Raw genomic sequence first — 13731 nt, 5'->3', positions numbered from 1 at the left:
ACGACGACACAAAAACGATGAACGACATCCAATTGGATCAAGCGAGCGTCAAGAAGCATCCCCAGGGGGCGTACGACGCGACCACGCGCCTGGCCGCGAGCTGGTACGTCGTGATGCGCTCGGACGACCTCAAGGACAAGCCGACGGAGTTGACGCTCTTCGGCCGTCCGTGCGTGGCGTGGCGCGGAGCGACGGGGCGGGCCGTGGTGATGGACCGCCACTGCTCGCACCTGGGCGCGAACCTGGCTAACGGGCAGGTCAAGGACGGGTGCATCCAGTGCCCGTTTCACCACTGGCGGTACGACGAGCAGGGCCAGTGCGTTCATATCCCCGGCCACAGCCAGGCGGTGCCCCGGCTGGAGCCCGTGCCGCGCGGGGCGCGCCAGCCGACGCTGGTCACCGTCGAGCGATACGGCTACGTGTGGGCCTGGTACGGCTCCCCGCAGCCGCTGCACCCGCTGCCCGAAATCGCCGCAGCCGACGTCGACAACGGCGACTTCATGCACCTGCACTTCGCGTTCGAGACGACGACGGCGGTCTTGCGGATCGTCGAGAACTTCTACGACGCGCAGCACGCGACTCCCGTGCACGCGCTCCCGATCTCGGCCTTCGAGCTCAAGCTGTTCGACGATTGGCGCCGGTGGCCGGAGGTTGAGTCGCTGGCCCGGGCGGGCGCGTGGTTCGGTGCCGGGATCGACTTCACCGTGGACCGGTACTTCGGCCCCCTCGGCATGCTGTCGCGCGCGCTCGGCCTGAACATGTCGCAGATGAACCTGCACTTCGATGGCTACCCCGGCGGGTGCGTCATGACCGTCGCCCTGGACGGAGACTTCAAATACAAGCTGCTCCAGTGCGTGACGCCGGTGAGCGACGGCAAGAACATCATGCACATGCTCATCTCGATCAAGAAGGTGGGCGGCCCCCTGCGCCGCGCGACCGACTTCGTGCTGTTCGGGCTGCAGACCAGACAGGCAGCGGGGTACGACGTCAAAATCTGGAACGGGATGAAGCCGGACGGCGGCGGCGCGTACTGCAAGTACGACAAGCTCGTGCTCAAGTACCGTGCGTTCTACCGCGGCTGGGTCGACCGCGTCGCGAGTGAGCGGTGATGCGTGAAGCCGAGCCGGTCTCGGCCGCGTCGCTGCGCCAGGCGCTCGCGAACCTGGCGAGCGGCGTCACGGTCATCACGGCGTACGTCGCGGCGGGCCCGCTTGGGCGCGCGGCCACCAGCTTCGTGTCGGTGTCGCTCTTTGCGAGGTATTCATGACGATCTGGCTGTTGCAACTCGTGCTGGTGATCGCGCTCTGCAACGTCTGCGGCCGCATTGCCGAACGGCTCGGCCAGTGCGCGGTCGTCGGCGAGATCGCGGCCGGTTTGCTGTTGGGGCCTTCGCTGTTCGGCGTGATCGCACCGAGTTTCTACGACATGTTGTTCGGCCCACGTGCGCTGTCAGCGATGGCGCAAGTCGGCGAAGTCGGCCTGGTACTGCTGATGTTTCAGGTCGGTCTGCATATGGAGTTGGGCGAGACGCTGCGCGGCAAGCGCTGGCGCATACCCGTCGCGATCGCAGCGGGCGGGCTCGCCGCACCGGCCGCGATCGGCATGATCGTCGCCATCGTCTCGAAAGACACGCTCGCCAGCGAGGCGCCGGCGCTGCCCTATGTACTCTTCTGCGGTGTCGCACTTGCGGTATCAGCGGTGCCGGTGATGGCGCGCATCATCGACGACCTGGCGCTCAGCGCCATGGTGGGCGCACGGCACGCAATGTCTGCCGCGATGCTGACGGATGCGCTCGGATGGATGCTGCTTGCAACGATTGCCTCGCTATCGGGTGGGGCTGGCTGGGCATTTGCGCGCATGCTCATCAGCCTGCTCGCGTATCTGGTGCTGTGCGCGCTCCTGGTGCGCTTCGCGGTTCGACCGACGCTTGCGCGGCTCGCATCGACTGCGCATGCGTCGCGCGACCGCTTGGCCGTGTTGTTCTGCTTCGTAATGGTGTCGGCACTCGCGACGTCGCTGATCGGATTCCATAGCGCATTTGGCGCACTTGCGGCGGCGCTGTTCGTGCGGCGCGTGCCCGGCGTCGCGAAGGAGTGGCGCGACAACGTCGAAGGTTTCGTCAAGCTTGTGCTGATGCCGGTGTTTTTCGCGTATGCGGGCCTGCATGCGTCGGTCGGCACGATCGACGACGCGGCCTCATGGATGTGGTTCGGTGTATTCCTCGCGGGCGGATTCATCGGCAAGTTCGGCGGCAGCTATCTGGGCGCGCGTGCCACCGGGCTTGCGCCACACGATGCGATGCTGGTGAGCTCGTTGATGAATACGCGAGGCTTGATGGAGCTAATCGTCCTGTCAATCGGTCTGCAGATGCAGATCCTTCCGCCAAGGGTCTACACGATCCTCGTGGTGTTCGCGCTGGTGACGACGGCGCTGACCGCACCGCTGGTTCGATTCACGCTGCGCGTGCAATCGCACGCGACGCCAGCAATCCCGGATGCCGGCAAGTGAAGCGCGCCAGACATGCATACGCCGATTGAAAATTGCCCCTCTAGAGGGGGTTGTGCCCATTTGGAGGCAATTACCAATGCTTTCGACGACCCGCGCCAGTTCGCACCCTGGTGGTTCGACGCCGAGCAATGCCATGCCTTTACCACAAAAATGAGCCAACAGGCCGCCTGAGCCAGCTTGAGGGGAGAGATCACCATGAATGCCGCCACCAAAACCAAGGCTCACGATTTGCTCGATGCCGAGGGCCGCGATGTCCGCGAACTGCGCAACTTGCTGGGGCAGTTCGCTACCGGTGTGACCGTGATCACCACGCACACCGCTGACGACCGCAACGTCGGTGTAACCGCCAACTCGTTCACCTCACTGTCGCTGTCGCCGGCGCTGGTACTCTGGAGCCTGGCACGCACGGCACCGAGCCTGAAGGATTTTTGCTCGGCGAGCCACTTCGCCATCAACGTGCTGGGCGCGCACCAGCACCACTTGTCAGAGCAGTTCGCACGGGCAGCAGCTGACAAGTTCGCCGGTGTAGCTCATTCCTATGGCAAGGCGGGAGCCCCAGTGCTGGACGACGTGGTGGCAGTGCTGGTGTGCCGCAACGTCACCCAGTACGAGGGCGGTGACCACCTGATCTTCATTGGCGAGATCGAACAATACCGATACAGCGGCGCAGAGCCGCTGGTCTTCCATGCAGGCCAGTACCGGGTTGCCGCCGCGCATCCGGCACTGGCGAGCTGACACTGCCGATCGTTTACCGCAAAAGGGGAGAACACCATGAAAATACGTTCGTCGGTAGCGCTGTATGGAGCCTGCTCGTTGGCCGCACATATGATTTTTACTAGTGGTTAACCTGGGGTTGCGCCTGAGCGGTCATAGCCGGGGGCAGGGGAGCACTGCCATCGCGGTCTTGGACGTTGTCGAACTTGCCGCTGTCAGCGGCGGGTTTACGTTTCGCAATCACCTCGAAAGTACGGGTCTATCGCCACGGCGACATGCTGTATTTGATGCTGCAAGGGCGTTACCGATGCAGCAGGGAAGTTGCAACGGCTGGGTGTTTGTGCGTCAGCGTACAGACTCGTCTAATGGTAGGGCACCGGGTCAGGTTTATTGCTAACTCAACTAAATGGATATTTAGTTGAGTTATATTTATTTGTTATTAATGGGGCAGGGTAGCTCATCAGATGATCGAGGGGTAGTTCATCCTTGTTCGTTATCTTCCAAGCATGTCCGTTATCTTTCAGGGTAGGTAAATCAGCTACCCTTTGGTAGCACGTGTAAACGGTAACAAGCCACGTAGTTCGTGGCCTGTAGCTTTTTTCCCCTCAAAGTTCGGGAGCAAGGAAGCCATGAATCCTGTACGTCTACCAAGTCATCAGGTCGTATCAGAAGCGCGTGTTTTTTTAAAGGCATCACGGCTCATAGAAAAGCACGCTCACAACGGCAATACAGACTTCTTTTGGCCAGCAGCAATGCATGCCGGATTAGCCTCAGAGCTGTACCTCAAGTCATTTCTGGTCGATTACGATCTTGCCCATCCAGGAGAGATTGATGACCCGGAATGGTTTTTGACTAGTGCTTCCAAAGGACACAATCTCGTTGCTCTTTATAAAGCGATTCCTCCTGAATACGCTGATGCAATACGCCTGATATCAGAACGTATTTCACCTGGTTTTCAGTTGGAGCGCCGCCTTGATGATTGCTCAAAGCTTTTTGTTGGGACTCGCTACACCTATGAACATGGTTCCATTCAAGGCTTAGATACGGACGTCTTTGAACTGGCTCCGCACCTGGAGCTGATCATCGCGGAAATGACGCAGACATCAATCGATTGAAGAGAAAGTCCGAAGCTCATTTTCGCGCCCGCGAAAACGCCGGCACAAGACAGTGCTTTTCTCGCATGCGAGAAATGATGCGAATGAAGAAGCACAGCGGCCATTGTTCTGCGGCAGTGTTGCTACTAGCAACACTCAGCGTTCACGCTTCGCCAGGTGGTCTATGATTAGGCTAATCGCGAAGCTTCACAGAGGGTTACGGTGACTTTCTGCTGTGTGAAAAAGGAAGGACACGCAAGCCATTGATTATTCAGGAGCTTCGTATAATGTATATTATGTTAAACGACAGGCTATGTCATAAATGTTCATGAGCTACCTAAGTCGCTGATTCGACAAAACCGCTGTGACCGTTGCGAAACGAGGACAAAACTAGTGATCGTCGCTCTGGAGGCCTTGTGAATAAAGGCGTTCAGCCCACTTATCCTGTGCCAAAAACTCACTTTTTTAACGAAATCAGGACACTGATCAGCAGGCATGGATTCTCTAACCCATTGATTTTTATGGAATCATGTTCAAACGATTGTATGAGGCGTTTCTTTCAATATCGCCTAATTGCGGACACTACCACCGAACCTGCGCGACGCTTCGGGGCCATCGAAACCCAATGAAACCGGGGCCTCTAGCCGATTTTTTGAGATATGAGGACAAAAACCGAGTCGCCGGCCTACTTTGCGAATCCAGTACAAAAACAGAAAACTGGCCGGTGAACGTCCGGATTCGTTTAGGGCCTTCAATTCAGGTTTATAAGCGTACACGCCGCTGTTTTCGGGGCTTTCAGAGTTTTCTTCAACGTTGAACTGCCGTGGCAGCATTCCCACGGAAATCTGGGTTGTCTTGACCTGCGGCCTGTCCCGAAGCGCTCGCTTGACGAATTCAGGACAAAAACCGCAACGCTTGGACGCTGCTTGACCAGGCGAAGCCCCTACCGACGGGGCATTCATCTATTTGGGCGAATTAAGGACAAAATCCGAATGGAAGATTTCATTCATGTATTAAGGACAAAAACCGAGGAGGAAAATCCGATCGTGGAACGGATCACTTAATATATGGCTAAAATTGCCTGGCTTTGCTGTCCCATATTCGTGACTGAAGCTTCCTGCCATTATTATCTCTATGTTTTAAAACATACGACTTTAATTGTCGGCGCGCGGCGCGCCAACTAAAGACGATTATTGGTGAGGGCTCATAGTTGCAGGATTCGACATGAGAATGAATGCTCGCGTGCGCATAAGCAACACTCTTGAAAGTGTCAAGCGATGAAAGTGAGTTATCAGATAAAAGGTGGATAGTTGCGGGGCTGTAAAGATGGCGGTAGTATCGGGTTTCCGATTAACTGTAATGTCAGCTTGAAGAGATGCTCGACTGGGAAGGGAGGATTGAAACTTCCTAGAACAGTCAGAATAGGAAGTTCTCATCAAACCGTTCATTCGTGCTGGACTGTTGCTTGTATGACCATTTCCACCTACCCACTATTTGAATCCCATGATGATTTTCTAGATCAGGATTTTACTGTGGGTCGGTCATCTATACGCAGCGTCAATGACTACTTGGAAAGTTTCGATGAAGAGCTTCTGGCCATCGACGGGTACCTGGCCGCGCGCGCGTATCTGCGGCATTATGCGGAAAACCCCCTGACATTTAGCACCTATCGCTGCCAAGTCGAGCGCCTCTTACTATGGTCGTTAAATGTTCTAAAACAGCCGATCACCGAACTCAAACGTCTTGATGCTGAGGCGTTTTTGGCGTTTTGTAAGAATCCGCCGGATAGTTGGGTTGGCCCCATTATCCGTAATCGCTTTCTTGATAATGACAACTCGGAGACTTCGCTGACACATCCTGTGGTAATGAACCCCAAATGGAGACCTTTTACGCAAAAGACGCCGAAACAATTCCGGGATGATTTAGTTAAATCCGACGTCCACGCGTCTCAAGGGTATCACTCGTCCAAAGGCTCGATGGGAAATGTCTTCAAAATTTGCAGTGGCTTTTATGAGTACTTGATTGAGGAAGATCTGGCTGGGACTAATCCGTTCCGTAAAGTCACCAAAAAAAATCAGTACAATGCAACTCCTGAGGAATGCGTAGTTACGCGTGCACTTACGCCGCTGCAATGGGACTATGTATTGGATACAGCTGAGGCTATGGCGGCTGCTGAGCCCAATAAACATGAGCGCACGTTGTTTATCTTGATTACGATGTTCAGTATGTATCTCCGGATTTCAGATATTGCAGGTCGCAGTAATTGGAAACCAACAATGGGCGACTTCCGCCGTGACCAAGAAGGTAACTGGTGGTTCCATGTCATCGGTAAGGGCAATAAATCTGCCAAGATCGCCGTGCGGGACGATTATGTCACCGGCTACCTCACGCGGTACCGTCGCTTCTTGGGGCTCTCGCCATTGCCGGAGTATCAAGAGAAGACACCGCTGATCACCACCCTGAGCGGTCGATCAGGCCTCTCCGATCGACAAGTGCGCGCCCTCCTCCAGGCGGTTTTTGACAACGCCCTGAACCGCATGCGCACTGAAGGCCGTGAAGCTTATGAGATGGACAGCCTGCGGGCAGCTTCGTCGCATTGGCTGCGCCATACCTCTGCAACGTTTGATGCGCCGTTTCGTAACGCCAAAGACTTGCAGAGTGATCTTCGGCATTCCAACCTGGCAACGACTCAGAACACGTATTATCACTCACACGATCAGGAGCGTGCACACTCAGTCAAGCGCCTAGGTTTACGCGATCGTGGCTAAACGTCTTTAGCTTCAAACGTGCCAATGCGTACCAGCGCGAGATGCTATGAGGTATCGGTCAGATCTTCCAAGAACAGAGGTCGAGTACCTCCAAGCCCATCCCCGCCATAGATTCCTGCGATATTGCCAGCTCTCTGGTCAGCAGATCTTCCACTTGCGGCAGTTCAATCCTCCTCAACCATTCTCTTGCGACGTGCTGCCTTTCGTAGTCCTGTGGCTTGTCCCATTCTTCCGCAATGATGCATTCGATCGCATCCATTGTTGGTACCACAATCCCTCGAGCTTTTATCGTCAGGGTGTTCATCCACCCTTGAGGGTCGTAATCAGGGAAGCATATGACATCAGTTACACCGGCCAGGGCCTTCGTAACAGCCGCAGCCGTGTTCTGAGGGCTTCCACGGAAAAGCATGGGTAAGCGCTTTACCTCATCCGGCCAGCGGTACTCGTGAATCGCAAACATGACTGCCAGATTCTCCACCAGCAGCACTCTCTCTGAACCATGTAACTCCTCAGCGGGGACGTTCAGGCTTCCGCCAATAGGGTGGCGATAGATTCCTGAAGCCAGCTCCAGCTGACCAGATAGCGATGCGACCATGACGACTCGATCTGCCGTCCTCAAGCGGGCCAGCTTTTCATTACGGGATTTCTTCGCAGTGTCGATGCGGTCTCCTTCCAGCTCACCCAAACTTTGGTGCAACGCATCAATTCCAGCGTCCCGCTGCAGCATCACCCTGAGGGTATGCAGGTCGCCCTCGCTCAGCGCCAAAGAACTGCTCCCAAACTTCGTGCCGATACCGTAGTCCGAGTGGAGGCGGCTCCAAGTCGCGTTCAGTTGTACCTTTGTAGCGTGTTGCCGGATCGCTTTTACGATGGGTGTAATCGATCTCCTAGTGGTGAAAATGCTCATAGCCGCCCTGCTCGCTCTAAAATCAGATCAAGTACAAGTCGGTTAGCTGATGCTCTCAGGAATGGTGCGTAAACCGGGTTCAATCGATAGTTGAGTGGCTTGTAACGTACCTTGCTCACAGCAGACTGCAGGCGTACGTAGCCATCTAGGGCATAGAGCCAAATGCTCATGGATATTCCCGGGGATCCATGTGCCTGCCAATACGCCACAGCAGACTGGGGCTCCTTAGTGTCAATCAAGCACTTGAGCATGCATTCTAGGTGATCACGAGCGAATGGCTTCTCTAGCACTTTCGTCGGTTCGTCTTTGGGTACAACAGGTTTCGACTCACGTGGCTTGGGCGGCTCCGTTATGCGCCGGGTTTTAGGTGCTGGGAGTGAAGCGATCAGCAATTCAAGCTCTTCAAGGCTCTCTCCCGCCTCGACGTCACAGTACACGCTGCCAATCAGCTCCATCTTGACTGCTGGAGCCCAGGAGGCAGCGTCTTTTCGGTCAAAAAGAGGCTCGAGGTCGATAGGATTTCCTGCTTGGAGAAATACATCGACTGCGTGAGCAACCTGGCGCATGTGGTTACGCTTGCGCACCGCTAGGCTGAGTCGATCAAGACGCCCGATCATTTCATCCAAAGCAAGGCGGTTTCGCGATACCGCGCCGAGAAGACTCTCAAGGAGAACGCGTCGCAAAGAGCGATCGCTGCGCGCGAGGCCTGCTAGGCCAACATGAGTGAACAGCCCCAGCTTGTCATGCAGGCGCTTAAGGCGATTGATTGCGTTGTTGATGTCACGCAGCCGATCCCTGAGGCGTGGTGAAAAGCCGTATCCACCCTCAATAAACGCACGAGTCTGGGCTTGCTCATTCCGCAGATGGTTCATGACCTGGCGGCAGCTGTGCGTCAAACGCTTGAGGTGTCGTTCGGCATCACTAGATAAGTCGGCAGCCTTGGCATCATGGTAGGCCTCACAGTGCTGCTGAATGGCAATGAGGGATTCCTGCAAGTCAGGAGCGACACGTTCGAACCCTTGAAGTGAAATCTGCGCGCCTACATCCAGCAGCAAACCACTGAGGTAGTAGAGCTCATCATCCTCTTCGATCAGTCCCTTGGACATGAGGTAGGAAACACCCTTAGTCCTTCGTTCGGGCAGTGCGATCCCATCCTCGTCTGCAATCGCCAATGCTTCCAAGAATGGCGCATTCCGCATCAGCGCTTCGCCCAACTCTGTCCAGTCTGCCTCTTTCACAAATCGAGCCCTCCCTGTTGCTCGCCCCCAGGTTGATCACTCGTGCCCACGTCAAGACTGAGCGAGTTGTATTCGGCTATCCATGCAAGGATCGTGTGTACGTAGCCCATTTTGCCTGTGGCTACATAGTTAGCGGATTCGCTGCTGCGCTTGACTAGGTAGCCCGCATCAGCCAAAGCACGTAGCACCAAGCTCAGCCTGTCCTTGTTGTCCTTTCCGCTTTTGGATTTACTGAAGAAGTCGTATCCACTCAAATCCCAAAGCTGCGTACGGTAGGTCACGTGATTCTCGATCGAATCGAGCATGTCGGCGAAGGAAATCGTGTCACCCGGGGCTAGGCAGGTCTCACTCCGGCCTGCGCGATTGATCAGCCGGATGAACTCGAGACAGGGTCTGAGCTGATCACGCAGTTCGACCAGCTGAGCCGTGGCTGCATCTCGGTCGACCGCTTCAGTGAGATCTACGTACCGTGCAAAGAACGTGTCCGGAGCCTCAGGCTCGCCGAAAGTCGCCAATTTCCGCCCTAACGGGGCAAGCGCGTTCTCAACCACTACCGCAAAGTCAGCATCGCGCATCTGTCGGTGCAGCTCTGGGTAGGTGTACTGGCAGATGAAGCTGCCGGACAGAAGCTTATGTAGAACATCTCTCAATGGGCTCACAGTGCACCCTCCCCGTCGTCATTTCCAAGCGCATCATTCAGATCATCAAGCTCGTCCACTTCTTGGATGCCGTATTCCTTGACTACGATTGAGTCGGTATCGGCCCTCCGCTCGAGGCTGTATCGATTATTGAATTGCCGCAGCAGCTCCGGAGCTCCTCCCGGGAAGCACGCGAGCATGGAAAGCCCGCGCTCATTGAAGTAATTGACCAAAGCTACATAGTTTTCTGGCGAGAGCTCCAGGGCCTCGTCGATCGGGATAGACATCTGGAAATCTGCCTCATTCCGTAGCAGTTCAAACAGCGAGACGTAGATCATGGCGACGATGATCTTGGTGAGCCCAGTGCTACTGAGGTGAATAAGCTCGGCGTTGTTCGTCGCTACCTTTACTCTGCCCTGGTCATTACATGTAACGTTCACGTCGAAGCAGTCCGACAGCTTGGAGGTGAACGCCCCTTCTTCAATCTGTCGCTCGATGGTGCGCAGCGCTTCCATGAAACCTTCTGTTGGAAGGTATTCGCCACCCATCGCATCCCACCGCTTGTATTGCTGCTCGTAGTTCGTCAGGTCATCCCAGAACGACATGTTGTGAATGCGTGATGAGACCTTGAATTCGAACTGGCGAATCTGCGCAAAGGAACCGAGCACCTCGCTCGCTTTTGCCGTTGCGTCACGACCTAGCTTCAAAATGCTTCGGTGCAATTGCTGCAGTTTTGAGCGACTATCGCAGAGCTCGTCTGACAGGTTTTTGGCTTGGATGATCAGCTTCGTCTTCTGATCTGGATGCGAGATTTCAATGTATTCCTGCAGGTTCGGAGCGGCTTCTAACCATGCGAGCTCAAGTTCATAAGTAGCGTTCGCGGCATGATTTATGATCTGTTCGATCGCAGCGCCCTGTGGTGTGTGGGCCAGACGATCTCGCTGGAAGCGTTTGTGAACTTCTCGATAAAGCTCCGTACCCTTCCGCTGACAATCGGCTCTCCGGCGCTTAAGCTTACCTACTTCATCCTCAATGTCAGACGCTTTAACTGTCAAGCTGAGCTGACCCTCTGTGGCTGCGTCGATTTGAGTGAGCTCGCGGAGGACACGCGTAACGGCTCCCAATTCCAGATCATCCTCATGACCCTGGATTACTAGAACCTTCCTGCGTTCGCTGATCACTTTTTGCGCAGTCTGCACTTCCCGTTGCCACAGATCGATGGAGCGATTGATCCGATCGAGCTCGGCCTTCGTCCTTGCCAGAGTGGCCTTGCGGTCGGATACCGCTGGCACAGCTTCTCTCACCCAGAGGCGGTAGCTATCGATCATTGATTCATGTGCGAGAAGATTCTTGACCTTCCCTGTTAACTCATCAATCTCCAAGTTGAGCCGTTTGCTCTCAGTGTCATCAACTCCAGCAGCCAGTAGCTGTGCTGCCAAGTCAATTTGTGCTTGTTGCAACGCCGCCGTTAGCGTTTTATCGATGCGCTCTCGTGTGGTATTCAGCTCCAGGTCAGCTTGATTCAGCTCCCCAGCCAGCAGCATCTGGCCTGCTTCACCATCAGCTTGTATGTCGCTAACTTCGCGCCTGTGCCTTTCTTTCACGTTTTCTAGCTGATGGTTTAGTCGTTCGAGGCGAATGTTCGCTTCCGAGACGCGGGCTTCTTGCAGCGCAAGCTCCTGGATTACCTCTTCGCGGGCTCGATCAATGAGCCCGGAGTGATCCCCTTTCAATGTTTCCAACTCGAGGCATGCATTGCTCAAGTCCTTCTGAGCTGCAGACACCTTCAGCCCGTGCTGGCGGAGCCGTTCTTCCACGCTGCGCTGCTGTTTCCCTACCGCATCCATTTCCGAGCTGAGCGATTGGATTTGCGCAGTCAGTGAGGCAATCTCGGCTTCAAGGGTCTGGGTGCTTGCAACCGCAGCTTGAGGGAGCACCTCAAGGTTAATCTCAACGCCATAAAGGCTTTGCTCAACCCCCTCGAGAAGTGCCGGATTTAGATCCGTGCGCATCAGCGTATCTACCGGGATGAGTCGAGCAATATTCTCCGTCCAGGTAGGATGATGGCGACGGAGAAAACCAAGCAGGGTCTCCGCGCCTGCCTTGAGTTGTTCCTTGAGGCTTTCGCGATCTCCGGTGAGCGCGTTCCTCCGTTGCTGCAAGCCGCTGAATTCTGCAGCGCGTACCAGTCGCTCCTGCGAAAAGCCCTCGATTTCTGCCGAAATAGCATTGAAGTGTTTCTGAAACTCGGCGACCACCATCATCTGGTCATCAATGCCACGCTGAGACTGATCCAGTTCACGTTGCGCGGCCGGCAGAACGCTGATGTTTTTAAGCTGTTCGGCGAATGCAACCTCGCGAGCATGGGTGCTTGTCGCCTGCAACTGTTCCTGGAGATGCATTGCAAGCTCAGTCTCGTGGGCTGTTCGAGTTTCTTCGAGCAGCTTTTCCTGAGTCGCCAGCAGTTCCTTTTGTCGTCTCTGAATAACTTGCGATGCCGAGGTATGCCTAGAGAAGGCAACATCCCTGCCGTCCGAGGCGACCTCTCTCGCCGCAGCCTCGAGCTCTTGATAAACACTACGAATATCTGCTCCTTGGCGATTGAGTTTGATCAAGTGTTCCTGCTTGAGATTCAGCTGAGCTCGTATCTCGGGTAGTTGATCAAACTGCTCTGAAAGCTGTTGGGTGCGATTTTGTTGGTACTCGGCACGCTTGTTTTCAAACCTTTGGAGCCATGCTTCCTGCTCTGCCAGCTCAGTGTTAACTTCACCTTTTTGGCCATTTAGGCCACTCATTCTCTCTCTACTCGAGATCTGAAGCTGTTCGTCTTCCTCGGATAGGCCAGCCAAAGCGATGACAAGAGCGTTCTGACGTTCTCTAAGCTGATCTTCGAGCATTAAAACCCGACGTTTTTGAGTACCCATCTGTCGAACAACAGCACGGAACTCATGGCATTGGAGGTTCATTTGATAAATGTCCGGCTTGAGCGATTCCATTAGCTCGTAACCAGCGCGGTTGTCGACCACATTCCTGAATGGTTGCGCGTTGAGCATCATCAGGGTGCGGCTAGGATCCGCATTTTCCTGCTGAAGAATCTCGGCCATGGTCGCCTTCATGGTATCGAAGGTGCCCCCGCTCTCCAGGAGCGCCAGCGTCACATAGTCAATTCCATTGAAATCCTTGCGTTTCGGCGCCAGCGAGAAGCTCATACGCAGACTTACGATCAACTTACGTTTGCCAGCATCTGCGATTTTTTCGAGATGGGCTGTCCCGCTGTTGAACTGGATGATTTGCCGGTAATGATACGGCTGCAGCTCAGGTGAGCAGGAAACACCTTTTTGTGCGAGATGGCCATACAGCTCGCCGGGTAGCACCAGTTGGCCTGCTTCGTAGTCGCGATACAGGAGCTCAGGGCTCCAGGGGCTTGAAACGAGACGGTACGAATAACCTTCCCCGCTACGGTGCATGATCGCGCACCGGGCGGCGCCAGCGTAGTTGATGTATTCGAAAACGATAAAGCTGGATGACCGCGGGAGGTACCAGTTCGCAAAGCTCTCGCGGTTGGTGCTTGCTTTGACCAAGCGCCCTGGAGATGCGCCGTAGAAGACTGGAATCAGCTTGATGAACGATGACTTACCGATGCCATTTTCACCGGTGACGCTGGTGTTCCCTTCCATGACGAGCTCAGCTTTCGCTCCCGCACAAAGCGAATCGATCAGCACGATTTTGACTAGTTGCGACATCGGACGCCTCTCTGGCAAAAACCAAGTCTGTAGCAGTACAGCGGATTTCTCACACGGCAGCCGCTTAAATTCAGCACCAATTCGGTTTCATGGCGCTTGCTCTCGGTTGGACAATATGTAG

At 55.2% G+C, this 13731-nt stretch carries 10 protein-coding genes; 6 read left to right on the top strand and 4 right to left on the bottom strand.

All coding sequences use genetic code 11. From position 1 onward, the window contains the following. Positions 1-17 precede the first annotated feature (17 nt). The 6 genes from prnD (at position 18) to POF45_RS01915 (ending at position 7084) form a co-directional block, all read left to right on the top strand. Positions 18-1109 (top strand): aminopyrrolnitrin oxygenase PrnD, encoded by a 1092-nt coding sequence (prnD, locus tag POF45_RS01940; protein ID WP_282314907.1) that lies wholly within the window; start codon positions 18-20, stop codon positions 1107-1109. After that, positions 1109-1267: a PNPOx family protein gene (locus POF45_RS01935; protein WP_282314906.1), complete on the top strand. Its 159-nt coding sequence runs from the start codon at positions 1109-1111 to the stop codon at positions 1265-1267. The genes prnD and POF45_RS01935 overlap by 1 nt, the downstream gene beginning before the upstream one ends. After that, positions 1264-2508, top strand: coding sequence for a cation:proton antiporter (locus POF45_RS01930; RefSeq protein WP_282314905.1), 1245 nt, complete (start codon positions 1264-1266; stop codon positions 2506-2508). The genes POF45_RS01935 and POF45_RS01930 overlap by 4 nt, the downstream gene beginning before the upstream one ends. A 195-nt stretch (positions 2509-2703) precedes the next feature. Then, on the top strand, positions 2704-3243 hold the full coding sequence (locus POF45_RS01925; protein ID WP_282314904.1) for a flavin reductase family protein: 540 nt from the start codon (positions 2704-2706) through the stop codon (positions 3241-3243). Between the two features lie 608 nt (positions 3244-3851). Continuing rightward, positions 3852-4337 carry a HEPN domain-containing protein gene (locus POF45_RS01920; RefSeq protein WP_282314903.1) on the top strand — a complete coding sequence of 162 codons (486 nt, stop codon included), beginning with the start codon at positions 3852-3854 and terminating at the stop codon, positions 4335-4337. Positions 4338-5785: 1448 nt separating this feature from the next. Then, on the top strand, positions 5786-7084 hold the full coding sequence (locus tag POF45_RS01915; RefSeq protein WP_282314902.1) for a tyrosine-type recombinase/integrase: 1299 nt from the start codon (positions 5786-5788) through the stop codon (positions 7082-7084). A gap of 58 nt (positions 7085-7142) precedes the next feature. On the opposite strand, the gene POF45_RS01910 is transcribed toward POF45_RS01915, so the two are convergent. The 4 genes from POF45_RS01910 to POF45_RS01895 are packed head-to-tail and all read right to left on the bottom strand — an operon-like array spanning position 7143 to position 13610. Then, positions 7143-7991: a DUF7281 domain-containing protein gene (locus POF45_RS01910; protein ID WP_282314901.1), complete on the bottom strand. Its 849-nt coding sequence runs from the start codon at positions 7989-7991 to the stop codon at positions 7143-7145. Next, complete coding sequence (locus tag POF45_RS01905; protein ID WP_282314900.1) at positions 7988-9229, bottom strand: hypothetical protein; 1242 nt, start codon at positions 9227-9229, stop codon at positions 7988-7990. The genes POF45_RS01910 and POF45_RS01905 overlap by 4 nt, the downstream gene beginning before the upstream one ends. Further along, entirely contained in the window at positions 9226-9888 is a 663-nt protein-coding gene (locus POF45_RS01900; RefSeq protein WP_282314899.1) for a hypothetical protein, read from the bottom strand. The genes POF45_RS01905 and POF45_RS01900 overlap by 4 nt, the downstream gene beginning before the upstream one ends. Next, positions 9885-13610 carry an ATP-binding protein gene (locus POF45_RS01895; protein WP_282314898.1) on the bottom strand — a complete coding sequence of 1242 codons (3726 nt, stop codon included), beginning with the start codon at positions 13608-13610 and terminating at the stop codon, positions 9885-9887. Before POF45_RS01895 ends, POF45_RS01900 begins: the two co-directional genes overlap by 4 nt. Between the last annotated feature and the right edge of the window lie 121 nt (positions 13611-13731).

This window comes from Pseudomonas fungipugnans, assembly GCF_029955235.1.
GTDB lineage: Bacteria > Pseudomonadota > Gammaproteobacteria > Pseudomonadales > Pseudomonadaceae > Aquipseudomonas > Aquipseudomonas fungipugnans.
The sequence above is the reverse complement of the archived record's forward strand: the minus strand, read 5'-3'. Positions and strand labels throughout refer to the sequence as shown.